The organism is Bradyrhizobium sp. STM 3809 (assembly GCF_000239795.1).
Lineage (GTDB): Bacteria > Pseudomonadota > Alphaproteobacteria > Rhizobiales > Xanthobacteraceae > Bradyrhizobium.
This window is the reverse complement of sequence record NZ_CAFJ01000748.1, coordinates 24,942-40,950: the sequence shown is the minus strand read 5'-3', so window position 1 is coordinate 40,950 and position 16,009 is coordinate 24,942. Positions and strand designations below refer to the sequence as shown.

Genomic DNA, 16,009 nt, shown 5'->3' with positions numbered 1-16,009 from the left:
ATGGAGCGGAGCGGCTGTTGGTGAGCAAACGCGCGACGCTGGTGTCTCACGAGGTTCGATCGCCATGCCACCATGCTCAGCCCCCTGCTGATGAGTGCCGCTCGAGGCGGGACGCTGCCGCCTGCGGGCCGAGAGACCGTTGCCGACCTCCGACGCGTCCGAATTCCGTAGATCTACGGACCGGAATCTTTACCTCGCAGCCATCGACGACGTCTAGGAACGGCCGGGTCGGGACGTCTGGCCAACAGGCAACGAGGCAGGGCCATGAGCAATCAGCTGCTGGTGATCGAGGATGCGGAGGTGCATCTGTCGATTCTACGCAAGATCGCCGTTCAATGCGGCTATGAGGCAACTTGCGTGACGTCGGTCGAGGCGGCCGCGCGGCTCCTGCGCGAAAACAAATACGACTGCATCACGCTGGACCTGTCGCTCGGCGATCGCTGTGGCGCCGACGTCCTGCTGCTGCTCAACGAATTGAAATCACGCACGCCGGTGATCTTCATCAGCGGCGCCGAGGACGGCACCCGCGAGGAGCACGTCCGGCTCGCCACCGTGCTCGGCCTCGTCGTCTACCCGCAATTCCAGAAGCCGGTCGACCTGCCGGCGCTGCGCGAGACGCTGAAGCAGATCGCGACGCTCGCCGACTGCGAGCGGCTGGTCGCCGCGGTGAGGTAATCGGGCGCGTAGGGCGGATTAGCGCAGCGTAATCCGCCGTCGCTCGAGTGGCAGAGTGACATCGCATGATTGGCTCATGCGGTCCCGGCCTTGTTGCCAAGACAACCGGATCTCGTTTGCGGAGATGTGGCGGATTACGCTGCGCTAATCCGCCCTACGTTCTTCCTTCATCCTCTGCGCTGCGCCGCCTCCTGCAGGTCCGGCGCATTGACCGCGGGAATCGCGATGCGGCCCGGGCCCGTCTGCGACAGCGCCGCGGCGGCCTTGTCGTTGTCCATGATCTTGGCCATGACGGCCTGGCCCGCGCGTTCGAAGATGTCGCGGTTCTCGATGACGAATTTCTGCGAGCGGCGCAGGCCGTCGATGTAGCCGTTGATCTCCGGCACGACGTAGCGCGCCACCATGTCCCAGCTGCGCCGCGTATTTTCCGGATTGGCCCAGTCGTGCACGAAGCCGATGATGGCGCCGACGCCGCCGGACACCTGAATCAGGTTCTTGATCGTCTTGACGAGATCGTCGGGCGTGCCGATCGTCGAGGCCGCGCCCTCGACGAAGGCGGTCTTGTCGACGGCCTCGTCCGGCGAGGCGAACGGCTTCAGGCCGGGCCGCATCAGGGTGCCCACGGTATACTCATTGTGCCAGCGCATGAGGCCGGGTCCGGCCTCGCGGCGCGCCTGCTCGCGGGTCTCGGCGATGTGCCAGGACAAGAGCACGCGCCAGTTGGCGCGGCTCACCGTGGTGCCGTGCTTCTTCGCCGCGTCCTCGGCGAATTCCCATTGCTGCGGCAGCGCCATCAGGCCCTGCGTCGACATCGAGCCCAGCGAGATGATGCCGATGCCGTATTTGCCGGCGAGCGTCATGCCGGACGGAGAGATCTGGGACGCGACGACGAACGGCATCTCTTCCTGCAGCGGCAGGATCTGCAGCGCCGCGTCGTTCATGGTGAACCAGTCGCTCTTGGCGGTGACGCGCTCGCCGTTGAACAGGCGACGGATGATGGCGATCGCCTCGTCCTGACGGTCGCGCTGGGTCATCGGATCGATGCCGAGCGTGTGGGCGTCGGAGGCGAGCGCGCCGGGGCCGGAGCCGAAGATGGCACGGCCGCCGGTCATGTGATCGAGCTGCACCATGCGCTGCGCGACGTTGAACGGATGATGGTACGGCAATGAGATCACGCCGGTGCCGAGCCTGATGCGCTTGGTGCGCTCGCCGGCCGCCGCAAGAAACATTTCCGGCGAAGCGATCATCTCCCAACCGCTCGAATGGTGCTCGCCGCACCAGAACTCGTCATAGCCGAGTTCGTCGAGCTGCGACACGAGGTCGAGGTCGCGACGGAATTGCAGCATCGGATGCTCGCCGATCGGATGATGCGGAGCGAGGAATGCGCCGAACTTGAGCCGCGCCATTTGTTTTCTCCCGAATGGAATATCGTTGTTGCTTGGCGCTCAGGCTAGTTGGCCCCGCATGCGCGGGCAATCATCTTGCTGCACATTCGAGAGCGGTGCATGCCTGCCATTTGTTGTTTACTGATCGGCAATCCCTCCGCACACTTCGATGCGGGATCGCGATTCGCGAAGGGGCGATGACGGCGTCCGGCTTGTCGTCACAGCAAGGGCAGTTGCGTCGTCGGCCGTGCTCATCCTCTCCGCGATTTTGGTCGTGTGAGGTTCGCATTTCGGTGACGATCACGTGAAGCGCCGCGTCGGCGTGGCATTTTGATCGCAGCAAGACCGAAATTCGCAATCAAATTGCTGACGTCCGCGTTCACGCGGACTTTTTCTTTTGCGCTGCAGCAACCATCTGGGTGATGGTGGAGTTTGATCCGCGCTGGACTGAAGACCCGACTGCCGAAGACCCGACTGCCGAAGACGTGACTGCCAAGGAGCCGCATTTGTCCCTCGCTGAAAATGTTGAGTATTTGCGGCGGCTGCGGGAGCTGAACGGCATCACCGGCTTCGGCGATTTCCATCGTCAGGCGCGCCCGGCGCCGGAGTGCCCGCTGGTCGAGGTCGAAGGCTTCGGCGGCAATCCCGGCCGGCTGAAGATGTTCGCCTATGTGCCGGCGCAGCGCCAGCCACTGCTGCCGCTCGTCGTGGTGCTGCATGGCTGCGGCCAGGGCGCGGCGGAGTATGATCTCGGCGCCGGCTGGTCGACGCTCGCGAAGCACTTCGGTTTCGCGCTGCTGATGCCGGAGCAGCAGCGCATCAACAATCCGCAGCGCTGCTTCAACTGGTTTCAGTCCGAGGACATCACGCGCGACCAGGGCGAGGTGGCCTCGATCCGCGAGATGATCGCGCGCATGGTCGCCGACTGCGCCATCGATTCCGGGCGCATCTTCGTCACCGGCCTGTCGGCCGGCGGCGCCATGACCATGGCGATGCTGTCGGCGCATCCGGAGCTGTTCGCCGCCGGCGCGGTCATCGCCGGCCTGCCGTTCGGGACCGCGCGCAACATGCGCGACGCGATCCTGCAGATGCGGATGCCGCCGGCGCGGCCGGCCGGCGAGCTCGGCGACCTCGTGCGCCGCGCCTCCAACCATCGCGGCAAATGGCCGAAACTGTCGGTCTGGCACGGCACGGCCGACTACACCGTGCATCCGGACAATGCCGGCGAGATCGTCAAGCAATGGCTCGACCTGCATCATCTGCCGCTGGCGCCGATGGCCGCCAACGATGTCAACGGCTATCCGCACGAGCAGTGGTGGAACGCCGATGGCGAGACCATCGTGGAATCCTTCACCATCACCAACATGGCGCATGGCACGCCGATCGGCGTCGCCGCCAACGACAAGCGCTACGGCAAGGCGGGACCGTTCCTGCTCGAGGCCGGCATCTCCTCGTCCTATCTGATCGCGAAATTCTTCGGCGTGACCGACTGGATCCGCCAGCCGAAGCCCGCCGTGACCTCGCCGAGCACCAGGCTGATTCCCGAGGTGTCGCCGATCTCGGCGCTGCCGGTGGTCGCCAAGATCCTGCGGCGGCCGGCGGATGCGGCCGAGCCGTTGGAGGCCAAGGCTTCGCCAGAGGCAGTCAAAGCAGCCAAGCCGGCGCGCGCGAAGTCGAACCGCGCGGCGAGGCCGCCGAAGCGCAAGGTAGAGGCTTCCACCGCAGCACCAGGCGAGATCAAGGCGCTCAGCGCAACACCGGCGGACGCGCCGGCCGAGGTGAAGCCGGCCGTTGCCAAACCACCGGTGGCCAAGGCTGTCGACATGACGCCGGCCGATCCGCCGCCGGTCATCGCGGTGAAGGCGCCGCCGATTCCGCCCACGCCGCCTCCGCAGGCGAAGCCGCGCCGTGTCATCGACGTCGCCGCCGTGATCGACCGCGCGCTGAAGGCCGCCGGGCTGAAATAGATTGAGGTCGGCGGCGGATTGTTACATCCGGCGCGGTCACGACGAACAATCCTGCGAGTTGGTTTGCTCCGTCATGCCGGGGCTTGTCCCGCCTGCGCGGCCGAAGCCGCTTCGGCGCGGCGAAGGCCCGGGCATCCACGTCGTGCGTCGCCCTGGCTCGTGGATGGCCGGGTCAAGCCCGGCCATGACGACGTTGAGAGCGACGAGCCCAAACGGCAATTCTGAAAGCGTTCGCCCTGTCAGTCCAGCGAGGCACGAACAGGGCAGCGCCTGCTGGCTTCTGCGCGATCGACCTCAGGCCAGGCCGGTCAGGAACGGGTTGGTCATGCGCTCCTGGCCGAAGCTCGAGCCCGCGCCGTGGCCGCAGATGAAGCCGACGTCGTCGCCGAGCGGCAGCAGCTTGTCCTTGATCGAGCTGATCAAGGTCTCATGGCTGCCGCCGGGCAGGTCGGTGCGGCCGACCGAGCCGTTGAACAGGACGTCGCCGACATGCGCGAAGCGCATCGCCTTGTTGAAGAACACGACGCTGCCGGGCGAATGGCCAGGGCAATGCAGGATGTCGAACACGAGCTCGCCGATCTCGACAGTGTCGCCTTCCGCGAGCCAGCGGTCCGGCGTGACGTCGCGCACGCCCGTGATGCCGAAGCGCTTGCCACTCTCGACCACGTTGTCGAGCAGGAACTTGTCGGCGATGTGAGGGCCCTCGATCGGCACCTTCAGCTGATCGCGCAGATCGGCGGCGCCGCCGACGTGATCGATATGGCCATGGGTCAGCCAGATCTTCTCCACCGTGACCTTGGCCTGCGCGATCGCCGCCTGGATGTTCGGCACGTCGCCGCCGGGATCGATCACGATCGCCTTCTTCGTGGCCTCGCACCACAGGATGGTGCAGTTCTGCTCGAATGGCGTGACGGGCACGATCATCGCGCCGGCCTTCGCCTTGGTCTGGTTCTGTTCGCTCATGCCGCCAGCATGCCGATTTTTCGCAATGCGCCAAGCGAAAAACATCGGCTCGCGACGGCTTGACGAGCCGCGGCCCAGAGCCGCGTTGTGAACCTGCCGGCTGTTCCGGCGTTGGGCCGCACGGTTGCGAGCAGAAAGCGGTTCGAGATGGCGGAGCAGGGCGCCTGGTGGCGCGAGGGGATTTTCTACCAGATCTATCCGCGCTCGTTCCAGGACAGCGACGGCGACGGGGTCGGTGATCTCACCGGCATCATCCATCGGCTGCCCTATCTGATGACGCTCGGCGTCGACGCGATCTGGCTGTCGCCGATCTTCACCTCGCCGATGGCCGATTTCGGCTACGATATCGCCGACTACACCGGCATCGCCCCCCTGTTCGGCACGATGGAGGATTTCGACGCGCTGGTGAAGGCCGCGCATGAGGGCGGGCTGAAGCTGATCCTCGACCTCGTGCCGAACCACACCTCCGATCAGCATCCCTGGTTTCTGCAGGCCCGCAGCGCGCGCGGCGATCCGCATCGCGACTGGTACATCTGGCGCGATCCGGCTCCCGACGGCGGTCCGCCGAACAACTGGCTGTCGGAGTTCGGCGGCAGCGCCTGGCAGTTCGACAAGGCGACCGGGCAGTACTACTACCACGCCTTCCTGGCGCAGCAGCCGGATCTCAATTGGCGCAATCCGGCGGTCCGCGCGGCGATCTACAATGTGATGCGGTTCTGGCTGCGCAAGGGCGTCGACGGCTTTCGGGTCGACGTGATCTGGCACCTGATCAAGGACGCCGATTTTCGCGACAACCCCGCCAATCCCGACTATCACGGCGGCCGGCCGCCGCATGAGCAGATCATCTCGCGCTATTCCGCCGACCAGCCGGAGGTGCATGAGGTGGTCGCGGAAATGCGCGCCGTCGTCGACGAGTTCGACGATCGCGTGCTGATCGGCGAGATCTATCTGCCGCTCGAGCGGCTGATGACCTATTACGGCAAGGATCTCGGCGGCGCGCATCTGCCGTTCAATTTCGCGCTGCTGTCGGCGCCGTGGCATGCGCGCGAGATCGAGGTCATCATCGCCGATTACGAGGCGGCGCTGCCGGCCGGCGCCTGGCCGAACTGGGTGCTCGGCAATCACGACCGGCCGCGGGTGGCGAGCCGCGTCGGCGCCGAACAGGCGCGGGTCGCGGCGATGCTGCTCCTGACCCTGCGCGGCACGCCGACGCTGTATTACGGCGACGAGATCGGCATGCATCAGGTCGCGATCGGCCCGGAGCAGGTGCGCGATCCGTTCGAAAAGAACGTGCCCGGCATCGGCGTCGGCCGCGACGGCTGCCGCACCCCGATGCAATGGAGCGCGCTGCCAGGCGCCGGCTTCACGCAAGCCTCGCCATGGCTGCCGGTCGCCGACGATTTCACGCATGAGAACGTCGTCAATCTGACCGCCGACCGGCGCTCGATCCTCAACCTCTACCGCGCGCTGATCCGCCTGCGCAGGCAGCACCGCGTGCTGGTCACCGGCGTGTACAGGCCGGTCGCAGCCCAGGGCGATCTGCTGCTCTACCGCCGCGAGGGCTGTGGCGAGGTGCTGACCGTCGCGCTCAATCTCGGCGACGAGCCGGTCTCGATCGCGGCCGACGGCAACGGCCTCGACGGCGCCATCCTGCTGTCCACCTGGCTCGACCGCGACCGCGAGCGGATCGACGGCACGCTGGATCTGCGCGGCAACGAGGGCGTGGTGATCGGGCGGAGGGCGTAGTTGCCGGTCGTGGCTGCCCCTGGTTGTTGTGCGACGGCGGCGCCCCACATTCGATGTCGTCCCGGGCTTGACCCGGGACCCATAACCACAGGGGAACATTTGAGGCAGGATGGCAACTCCGAGTCGTCGCCACACGACAGCCGGTGGCTATGGGTCCCGGGTCGAGCCTGGGACGACACCGAGGTTGTCGAGGCGGTGTGGCCAACTCATCGTCCGCCTGGACAGGCAAGGCCTCACCGCTTTCGCCCCTTCCTCGTCCGCTTCGCCGGGCTCTGCGTCTCGATGTCGCTCCGGCGCAGCAGATAGTCCAGGCCGCCGACGCGGTACCAGCGGTAGCCGTAGGGCTCGAGCACCAAAGTGTGGCGGCCGCGGTCGTCGGCGTGGCTGTGATCCTCCGACAGCAGGTTGATCAGCAGCTTGCCCGTGTCGTCGGGCAGCCCGGCGTCGAAGTTGATCTCGCGCGGCTTCTCATCGAGATTGTGCACGAACAGCACCGAATTGTTGCGCCAGTCGTAGCGCATGATCAGCACCGCCGGGTCCTTCGTCGCAATGACGGCGAAGTCGCCCCAGCCGACCTCCGGCACCTCCTTGCGCATGCGGATGATGCGCTCGGTCCAGTTCAGCATCGCGTTGGGATCGCGGCGCTGCCTGGCGGCGTTGACGTGCTCGTAGCCATAGGGGCCGTGATCGATGACCGGCGAAACGGATGTCGCGCTCTTGGTGAAGCCGCCATGCGGCTCGGCCGACCATTGCATCGGCGTGCGCGCGCAGTTGCGCTCGGGCAGGCTGAGGTCGTCGCCCATCGCGAGCTCGTCGCCGTAGCGGATCACCGGCGTGCCGGGCAAGGTGAACATCAGGCTGTAGGCCAGCTCGATCCGCCGCCGGTCGCCGCCGAGCATCGGCGCGAGCCGGCGGCGGATGCCGCGATCGTAGAGCTGCATGCTCTTGTCCGGCCCGAACGCCGCGAACACCGCGTCGCGCTGCGGCTTGGTGAGCCGCCCGAGGTCGAGCTCGTCGTGATTGCGCAGGAACAGGCCCCATTGCGCCGCGGCCGGACGCGGCTTGGTCGCCTGCAACGCCTTCGCCAGCGGCCTGACGTCGGAGGCGGCAAGCGCGTAGAACAGATGCTGGTTGACGTGGAAGTTGAACATCATGTGCATGCGGTCGCCGTCGTCGCCGAAATACTCCATATCGCTGTCCGGCAGCACGTTGGCCTCGGCGAGGATGATCGCCTCGCCCTGCCGCCATTGCAGGAATTCCCTGAACGTGCGCAGCATCTCGTACTGCTCGACCGGCTTCTTCACGTCGGCGCCCTTGGCCGCGATCACGAACGGCACCGCGTCCATGCGGAAGCCGGAGACGCCGAGCTGGATCCAGAACCCCATGATCTTGAGGATCTCGGCCTGCACCTCCGGGTTCGAGGTGTTGAGGTCGGGCTGGAAATCGTAGAAACGGTGGAAGTAGTAGGCGCCGGCCTGCTTGTCGCGCGTCCAGGTCGTCTTCTGCACGCCGGGAAACACCATGCCCTTGTCGGCATTGGCCGGCTTCCTGTCGGACCAGACATACCAGTCGCGGTAGCGCGAGTCCTTGGCGCTGCGGGCGTCGAGAAACCACGGATGCTGGTCGGAGGTGTGGTTGACGACGAGATCGATGATCACCCGTATGCCGCGCTGCTTGCAGCCATGGGTGAACTGAACGAAGTCGCCGAGCGTGCCGTAGCGCGGGTCGACGCCGTAATAGTCGGCGACGTCGTAGCCGTCGTCGCGCTGCGGCGAGGGCTGGAACGGCATCAGCCAGATCGCGGTGATGCCGAGGCCGTGCAGATAGTCGAGCCGCCGCGTCAGCCCCTTGAAATCGCCGATGCCGTCGCCGTCGGCATCCATGTAGGTGCCGACCGACAGGCAGTAGAACACGGCGTTCTTGTACCAGAGGTCATCGATCATGGACGGCGCCCCGTTGCGCCGCCCCGCTGGCGGCCGCTTGTTAAGCGAAAGCCACGCCGCGGGGTTCCGGTTCCGCGCTCAAGGCCGGGCTTTGGTGGCGTCCAGAATCGGCTATGCTCGCGAAATGGATACATCCGCTGCCCGGATCAGCCTCGTGCCCGTCGACCGCCGCCAGTCGGAGACGGCGCTCGCGATCGCGCGCGGCACCTCGCGCCTGCTACGCTCGCTCGGTTTTGCCACGATCAGTGAATTGCCGCTGCCGTCCGGACGCCGTGCCGATCTGGTGGCGCTGAACGAGCGCGGCGAGATCTGGATCGTCGAGATCAAGTCGTCGCTCGAGGATCTGCGCGCCGATCACAAATGGGAGGACTACCGCGCCCATTGCGACCGGCTGTTCTTCGCCTTCACGCAGGACCTGCCCTGCGAGCTGTTTCCGCAGAGCACCGGCCTGATCGTGGCCGATGCCTATGGCGCCCATCTGCATTGCGAGGCGCCCGAGCACAAGCTGCCGGCGCCGACGCGCAAGCTGATGACGGTCCGCTTCGCGCTCGCCGCCGCCCAGCGCATGAACCGCCTGGTCGACCCGCAAGGCCACGCCGACGGCTGACGCGGCCGAAGCTGCGCATCGACCGACCTTGCCGAGGGGCGGATCCGGGTCCCGGTACCTGCTCGACAGCCCTCGCCGATCACTTCGTCGTGTGACCGGGGTCTAACTGTTGCCGTAGGGCGACTCCGTTCGCGAAACCGGGCCGATGTCCCTGTCTCCGCCCGACAATTGCCCCGCATAGGGCGCACCATGTCGCAACATTTTAAGGCTTGAGCGGTATTCCAGCCCAGGGGTGCAGGCAAGGACGGCAGATGCGACGGGTGGTCTTGGCATTGACACTGCTCTTCGCGACTCACGTCCGCGCGGAGGAGATGGCGTTCTACGTCCTGGGCGTGGGTGCCGACTCCTGCGAGAAGTTCATCTCCGCCGCCGAGGAGCAGCCGCCCGGCACCTACAAGGCGATCGGCAATCCCGATGGTCCCTATGTCAACGCCATTTCGAAATACCAGCAGTGGATGATGGGCTACGTCTCGGCCGTGAACGCGGCGCGCGGCGACGAGGGGATGCAGATCAAGCTCGACCTCACCGAGATGGACAGCTGGATGCGCAACTGGTGCAGCCGCAACCAGCGGCGCACGGTATTCCATGCGCTGCAGGCGTTCGTGAAGTCGCATTGAGGACTGACGTAGCCGTCTTCGAAGGCGGTCGTTGTCGCTCCGGATCCCCGCAACATCAGAGCTTGCGGCCGAGCTGCTTCTCGACCTGGGTCCGCTCCCACTCGGCATTCAGGAAGGGCAAGCGATCGAATGCCTTCAATCCGTGCAGGGCGAGTCCCAGCCCCCAGGCTGCGGCGACCCAGATCACCCAGAGATAGCGCGGCGATGTGGCGAGGTTCATCACCGTCAGCACCGTAATCACGCCGGCATATTGGACAAGGTGGAGATAGAACCCCTTGATCCTGCGGACGCGGGCGAGCGCCAGGGCTTCGTCGGCGCTGACGCCGGGCTGGGTGGTCATGGGGGCGGCGGTGATATTGGCTGTGGTCATGTCGGGCTCCCTCAGGGTTGAGAGGTCGACCTCGAATGCCGCCCCCAGGGCCTTCAGGGTTTCGAGACTGGGGGCTGCGCCCCGCTCGAGCCGCTGAATGGTCCGGGTGCTCAGGCCACTGATCTCCGCCAACTGCTCTTGCGACCAGCCACGTTGCAGCCTGAGCTTCTGGATCAGCATGGACGACCTCGCGTTGAAAGCGAGCCAAACCTAGCCAATGGGACCCGTTTGACCACGACAGCGGCCCGACAGCAGCCTGCCAGGCACCCGCCAATGGCCGTCACCGGGGCGACATCCATCATGTCGGCATGGACAGGGCTTGTCCATGCCGCGCTCAGAGAGAGGAGAACAGAGTGGGGCGCGCTACTTCGGCGCGCGCTTGGCCAGGATGCGCTGCAGGGTGCGGCGGTGCATGTTGAGGCGGCGCGCGGTCTCGGAGACGTTGCGGTTGCACATCTCGTAGATGCGCTGGATGTGCTCCCAGCGCACGCGGTCGGCCGACATCGGGTTTGACGGCAGCTCGGACTTCTCGCTGGTGGTCGACAGCAGCGCCGCGACGACGTCGTCGGCGTCGGCCGGCTTGGCCAGATAGTCCACCGCGCCCATCTTCACCGCCGTCACGGCGGTGGCGATGTTGCCGTAACCGGTGAGCACGATGGCGCGCGCCTCGGGCCGCTTGCGCTTCAGCGCCGAGACGACGTCGAGGCCGTTGCCGTCGCCCAGCCGCAGGTCGACCACGGCGAAAGCGGGTGCGGACTTGCCGATCTGCGAGATGCCCTCGGCGACGCTATCGCAGGACGTCACGGTAAAACCGCGGCTCTCCATCGCGCGCGACAGCCGCTCCAGGAACGGCTTGTCGTCCTCGACGATCAGAAGAGTGCGGTCCGGGTGGTTCGTCAGTTCGGCGATGGCGCCCACGGTCATATCCTTGAGAAGAAGGCTCGATGTTGCGAGACGATCTGTCATGGGTGTCATATGGCCCTTGCATGGCTGGCTGCCAAGATCGCGCGACGCCGCAGTCTGCGGCGTGACGCCGCGCCATTGACCACCCTCTCTGTATACCAGCGCGCCGCGCCATCACTCCGCGGCGTCGTCCACGCCGTCGTCGCTCGCCTCGAAACGCCGCCTTGGCCATACGATCTGAACCACGGCGCCATGGTCAGGGAAGGTGCGGTTGGTAAACGAGACCTTGGCGCCGGTGCGCTCCAGCAGCGTGCGGGCGATGAACACGCCCAAGCCCAGGCCGCCGCCCTGTTGACCGCCCTGGCCGTCCTCGCCGCTGCGCCGGCGCGACAGATACGGCTCGCCGATGCGCTTCAGGATGTCAGGCGCGAAGCCGGGCCCGTCGTCGGAGATCACGAGCTCGACCGTGTCGTTGTTCCACCAGGCGTTCACCTCGACGGCATTGCGCGCGAAGTCGACCGCGTTCTCCAGGATGTTGCCGACGCCGTAGAGGATCGCCGGATTGCGCGTGCCGACCGGCTCCTTGGCCGCGGCCACTGCGACCCGCACCTTGATGTCGACGCCGAAATCGCGGTGCGGCGCCACCGTCTCCTCGATCAAGGTCGACAGCTTCATCCGGTCGAACATCGAGCCGGTCGACGACAGCTGGGTGATCTTGCCGAGAATGTCGCGGCAGCGCTGCGCCTGCTCGCGCAGGGTCTTGATGTCGGACGTGACCTGGCTGTTGTCCTGCAGCGCCCGCTCGAGCTCGCGCGAGATCAGCACGATGGTCGCCAAGGGCGTGCCGAGCTCGTGGGCCGCGGCGGCGGCGAGCCCGTCGAGCTGGGTGAGATGCTGCTCGCGCGCCAGCACCAGCTCGGTCGCCGCCAGCGCGTTGGACAGCTTGCGCGCCTCCTCGGTGACCTGGAAGGCGTAGAGGCTGGTGACGCCGATCGCCAGCGCGATCGAAAGCCAGACGCCGAACAGATAGATCGGCGGGAAGATCAGCGGCTCCTCGCCCTCCCAGGGCAGCGGCAGGTGCATGAAGAACAGCGCGGTGGCGCAGGCCACGGCGAGCAGGCCCAGCATGATCGTCATGCGCACGGGCAGCGCCGTCGCCGAGATCAGCACCGGGGCCAGGAACATGTAGGAGAACGGGTTCTCCAGCCCGCCGGTGAGATAGAGCAGCACCGTGAGCTCGATGATGTTGAGCGCGAGCAGGCCGCCGGCATGCGCCGGCTCCAGCAGCTGCATCGGATTGAAGGCGATCTGCAGGCCGAGATTGAGCAGCGCCGATACGCTGATCACCGCGAGGCACGGCACGACCGGCAGGTCGAACTCCAAGCCCTGCACCACGATGAAGATCGCGCTGAGCTGTCCCAGCGCCGCCAGCCAGCGCAGCCGCAGGATGGTGTCGAGCCGGACACGCTGGCGCGGATGGCGATAATCCATGTCGGGCGTGTCGATGATCAGGGCGTCGGTCATGGGATCGGAACTTAATGCCGTCGGGGCGTGGCGACAAATCGGCCGGCTCGTTGGTGGCCTGTTGCGGTTTGCGGCGCAATGCCCCAATGAACTCTCGCCATGACACAAGATGACGCAGCGCCGACCCCGTCGTCGGCTTCCCGTTCGGCTTCGCCAGCGATCGCGGTGTCGCGGCTGACGAAGATCTACAAGACGGCGACGGCCGTCGACAGCATCTCCTTCGCGATTCCCCGCGGCAGCATCACCGGGCTGCTCGGCGGCAACGGGGCCGGCAAGACCACCACGATCGCGATGATCATGGGCCTCGTGCAGCCGACCTCCGGCGCGGTCGAGGTGCTCGGTCACACCATGCCGGACGAGGCCGCCGCCGTGCTCGGGCGGATGAATTTCGAAAGCCCCTATGTCGACATGCCGATGCGGCTCACGGTGCGGCAGAACCTCACCATCTTCGGCCGGCTCTATGCGGTGGACCGTCTCAAGGAGCGGATCGCCGAGCTCGCTGACCAGCTCGACCTGACCGATTTCATCGACCGCGCCAGCGGCAAGCTCTCGGCCGGGCAGAAGACGCGCGTCGCGCTGGCCAAGGCGCTGATCAACGACCCCGAGCTGCTGCTGCTCGACGAGCCCACCGCCTCGCTCGACCCCGACACCGCCGACTGGGTGCGCGGCCATCTCGAGCGCTATCGCAAGCGCCGCGGCGCCACCATCCTGCTCGCCTCGCACAACATGCTGGAGGTCGAGCGCCTGTGCGACCGCGTCATCATCATGAAGCGCGGCCGGATCGAGGACGATGACAGCCCCGACAGCATCATGGCGCGCTACAACCGCTCGACGCTCGAGGACGTGTTCCTCGACGTCGCCCGCGGCCGCGACCGGGAGGCCGCGCAATGAACGATCTCAGCTTGCGCATCGCCCCGCATCGCATCGGCGCGATGGTCCTGCGCTACTGGTATCTCTTGCTGTCGTCCTGGCCGCGGCTGCTGGAGCTGATGTACTGGCCGACCCTGCAGATCATCACCTGGGGCTTCCTGCAGACCTATATCACCGCCAATGCCGGGTTCTTCGCCCGCGCCGGCGGCACGCTGATCGGCGCCGTGATCCTGTGGGACATCCTGTTCCGCGGCCAGCTCGGCTTCTCGATCTCGTTCCTGGAGGAGATGTGGGCGCGCAACATCGGCAATCTGATGATGAGCCCGCTCACGCCGATCGAATTCCTGCTTTCGCTGATGACCATGAGCCTGGTGCGGCTGGCGATCGGCATCATCCCGATGACCCTGATCGCGGTGTGGTTCTTCGATTTCAACTTCTACAGCCTCGGCCTGCCGCTGGTCGCGTTCTTCTGCAATCTCATCTTCACGTCCTGGGCGGTCGGCATCTTCGTGTCGGGCCTGGTGCTGCGCAACGGGCTCGGCGCCGAGAGCATCGTCTGGACCCTGATGTTCGCGCTGATGCCGCTCGCCTGCGTCTACTATCCGGTGCAGGTGCTGCCGCACTGGCTGCAGCTGGTCGCCTGGGCGCTGCCGCCGACTTACGTGTTCGAGGGCATGCGGGCGCTGCTGACCGATCATGTCTTCCGATCCGACCTGATGCTGACCGCGCTCGGGCTCAATGCCGCCCTGCTGCTGGCGTCGTTTGCGGCATTCATTGCCCTGTTACGCAGCGCACGCCGCGCCGGCTCGCTGCTGTCGTCAGGTGAATAATTGCGTTTTCCCGTGGATTTTCGGGCTCATTTCGCTGCTTTGAGGCACCATCTCGTAACACACCGCATTGACGCTTAATTACGCATTCGGCAGTATGCTGCGTTGCAGAGAGGGTTGAACGAGAATGCCGATAGGTGAGTTTGGCGGTGCACCGCCCCTGGCGTCGGAAGGAAGTCCGATCCTGACGACGCCGATGTACTGGATGTACGAAATGGCGCATGCCTCGCTCAATCCGGCGCGCGCTGTCACCGATGCCACCAAGATCCTGTTTCAGAACCCGCTCAATCCCTGGGCGCACACCGAGATGGGCAAGTCGATCGCGGCGGCCTGCGAGCTGTTCGAGCGCACCACGCGCCGCTATGGCAAGCCCGAATGGGGGCTCGACGAGACCGAGGTCAACGGCATCCGGACTGCGGTCGAGGTCCGCTCGATCTGGGAAAAGCCGTTCTGCCGCCTGCTGTATTTCGATCGCAAGCTGACCCGTCCGCTGCGCACGCCGCAGCCGCGGCTGTTGATCGTGGCGCCGATGTCCGGCCACTACGCCACCCTGTTGCGTGGCACGGTCGAAGCGTTCCTGCCGACTCACGAGGTCTATATTACCGATTGGGCCGACGCGCGGATGGTGCCGCTGGCCGAGGGCCGCTTCGATCTCGACGACTACATCGACTACGTCATCGAGATGCTGCGCTTCCTCGGCACCAACATGCATGTGATGGCGGTGTGCCAGCCGGCGGTGCCGGTGCTGGCCGCGGTGTCGGTGATGGAAGCCGAGCGCGACCCGTTCGCGCCGCTCTCGATGACGCTGATGGGCGGACCGATCGACACGCGGCGCAATCCGACCGGCGTGAACAACCTCGCCCAGGAGCGCGGCATCGACTGGTTCCGCAACCACGTCATCACCAAGGTGCCGTTCCCGCATCCCGGCGTGATGCGCGACGTCTATCCGGGCTTCCTGCAGCTCAACGGGTTCATCAGCATGAACCTCGACCGCCATGTCGACGCCCACAAGGCGCTGTTCGCCAACCTGGTGAAGGGCGACGGCGACCAGGTCGACAAGCATCGCGACTTCTACGACGAGTATCTCGCCGTCATGGACCTGGCTGCGGAATATTATTTGCAGACAGTGGAGACGGTGTTCATCCGCCACGCGCTGCCGAAGGGCGAGATGACCCATCGCGGGGTGCTGGTCGATCCGTCGAAGGTGACGCGCGTCGCGTTGATGACGGTGGAAGGCGAGAAGGACGACATCTCCGGTCTGGGTCAGACCGAAGCGACGCATGGCTTGTGCTCATCGATCCCGGATCATCGCCGGGTTCACTACGTGCAACCTGGTGTCGGCCATTACGGCGTGTTCAACGGCTCGCGATTCAAGTCGGAGATCGTGCCGCGCATCAACGACTTCATGTTGTCGGCAGCCGATCCGAAGTCGCTGCTCGCGATTGCTGCTGAATAGCGTCGAGGGAGGGGTTCTGCGCAGTCGAATCCGGCTTCGCGTTAACTCTTTGAAGAGGCTTCGAAAACTTGAATTCCGGAGTGACTCAAGCAGTGAATGTGGCGTCGCTGCTTGAGCGACGCTTTTGAATCTAAACTCACTTCATGAGCGGTCGTG

Annotated in this window: 14 protein-coding genes; 8 read left to right on the top strand and 6 right to left on the bottom strand. The window is 65.8% G+C overall.

Annotated features, from left to right (window positions below; genetic code table 11):
* The first annotated feature begins 264 nt into the window (after positions 1–264).
* Positions 265–675, top strand: a complete 411-nt coding sequence (locus BRAS3809_RS32210; RefSeq protein WP_008966198.1) for a response regulator — start codon at positions 265–267, stop codon at positions 673–675.
* 167 nt (positions 676–842) lie between these two features.
* On the opposite strand, the gene BRAS3809_RS32205 is transcribed toward BRAS3809_RS32210, so the two are convergent.
* Positions 843–2,081: an LLM class flavin-dependent oxidoreductase gene (locus tag BRAS3809_RS32205; protein WP_008966197.1), complete on the bottom strand. Its 1,239-nt coding sequence runs from the start codon at positions 2,079–2,081 to the stop codon at positions 843–845.
* A gap of 485 nt (positions 2,082–2,566) precedes the next feature.
* Here BRAS3809_RS32205 and BRAS3809_RS32200 point away from each other — a divergent pair, with 485 nt between their 5' ends.
* Complete coding sequence (locus BRAS3809_RS32200; RefSeq protein ID WP_035659945.1) at positions 2,567–4,027, top strand: extracellular catalytic domain type 1 short-chain-length polyhydroxyalkanoate depolymerase; 1,461 nt, start codon at positions 2,567–2,569, stop codon at positions 4,025–4,027.
* Between the two features lie 294 nt (positions 4,028–4,321).
* Here the strand turns inward: BRAS3809_RS32200 and BRAS3809_RS32195 are convergent, their stop codons facing one another.
* Positions 4,322–4,990 (bottom strand): MBL fold metallo-hydrolase, encoded by a 669-nt coding sequence (locus tag BRAS3809_RS32195; protein ID WP_008966195.1) that lies wholly within the window; start codon positions 4,988–4,990, stop codon positions 4,322–4,324.
* Between the two features lie 147 nt (positions 4,991–5,137).
* On the opposite strand from BRAS3809_RS32195, the gene BRAS3809_RS32190 reads away from it, so the two are divergent.
* Positions 5,138–6,736, top strand: a complete 1,599-nt coding sequence (locus BRAS3809_RS32190) for an alpha-amylase family glycosyl hydrolase (RefSeq protein ID WP_008966194.1) — start codon at positions 5,138–5,140, stop codon at positions 6,734–6,736.
* Between the two features lie 233 nt (positions 6,737–6,969).
* On the opposite strand, the gene BRAS3809_RS32185 is transcribed toward BRAS3809_RS32190, so the two are convergent.
* Positions 6,970–8,679, bottom strand: a complete 1,710-nt coding sequence (locus BRAS3809_RS32185) for an alpha-amylase family protein (protein ID WP_008966193.1) — start codon at positions 8,677–8,679, stop codon at positions 6,970–6,972.
* A gap of 124 nt (positions 8,680–8,803) precedes the next feature.
* Here BRAS3809_RS32185 and BRAS3809_RS32180 point away from each other — a divergent pair, with 124 nt between their 5' ends.
* Both BRAS3809_RS32180 and BRAS3809_RS32175 read left to right on the top strand, forming a co-directional pair.
* The gene (locus tag BRAS3809_RS32180; RefSeq protein ID WP_008966192.1) at positions 8,804–9,286 is read left to right on the top strand and encodes an MmcB family DNA repair protein; all 483 of its coding nucleotides are present in this window, start codon (positions 8,804–8,806) and stop codon (positions 9,284–9,286) included.
* Positions 9,287–9,537: 251 nt separating this feature from the next.
* Positions 9,538–9,903, top strand: a complete 366-nt coding sequence (locus BRAS3809_RS32175; RefSeq protein WP_008966190.1) for a hypothetical protein — start codon at positions 9,538–9,540, stop codon at positions 9,901–9,903.
* Positions 9,904–9,958: 55 nt separating this feature from the next.
* Here BRAS3809_RS32175 and BRAS3809_RS32170 read toward each other — a convergent pair whose 3' ends face one another.
* The 3 genes from BRAS3809_RS32170 to BRAS3809_RS32160 all read right to left on the bottom strand — a co-directional run bounded on the left by BRAS3809_RS32170 (position 9,959) and on the right by BRAS3809_RS32160 (position 12,700).
* Positions 9,959–10,453 (bottom strand): helix-turn-helix domain-containing protein, encoded by a 495-nt coding sequence (locus BRAS3809_RS32170; protein WP_008966189.1) that lies wholly within the window; start codon positions 10,451–10,453, stop codon positions 9,959–9,961.
* Between the two features lie 183 nt (positions 10,454–10,636).
* Positions 10,637–11,191 carry an ActR/PrrA/RegA family redox response regulator transcription factor gene (locus BRAS3809_RS32165; protein ID WP_008966188.1) on the bottom strand — a complete coding sequence of 185 codons (555 nt, stop codon included), beginning with the start codon at positions 11,189–11,191 and terminating at the stop codon, positions 10,637–10,639.
* Positions 11,192–11,350: 159 nt separating this feature from the next.
* Complete coding sequence (locus tag BRAS3809_RS32160; RefSeq protein ID WP_008966187.1) at positions 11,351–12,700, bottom strand: ActS/PrrB/RegB family redox-sensitive histidine kinase; 1,350 nt, start codon at positions 12,698–12,700, stop codon at positions 11,351–11,353.
* Between the two features lie 99 nt (positions 12,701–12,799).
* Between BRAS3809_RS32160 and BRAS3809_RS32155 the strand changes: the two genes are divergently transcribed.
* The 3 genes from BRAS3809_RS32155 (at position 12,800) to BRAS3809_RS32145 (ending at position 15,853) form a co-directional block, all read left to right on the top strand.
* A complete protein-coding gene (locus BRAS3809_RS32155; protein ID WP_035659937.1) occupies positions 12,800–13,591 on the top strand; it encodes an ABC transporter ATP-binding protein in 792 nt (263 codons plus the stop codon).
* A complete protein-coding gene (locus tag BRAS3809_RS32150) occupies positions 13,588–14,400 on the top strand; it encodes an ABC transporter permease (RefSeq protein ID WP_008966185.1) in 813 nt (270 codons plus the stop codon). The genes BRAS3809_RS32155 and BRAS3809_RS32150 overlap by 4 nt, the downstream gene beginning before the upstream one ends.
* A 124-nt stretch (positions 14,401–14,524) precedes the next feature.
* A complete protein-coding gene (locus BRAS3809_RS32145; RefSeq protein ID WP_035659934.1) occupies positions 14,525–15,853 on the top strand; it encodes a polyhydroxyalkanoate depolymerase in 1,329 nt (442 codons plus the stop codon).
* Positions 15,854–16,009: the final 156 nt, after the last annotated feature.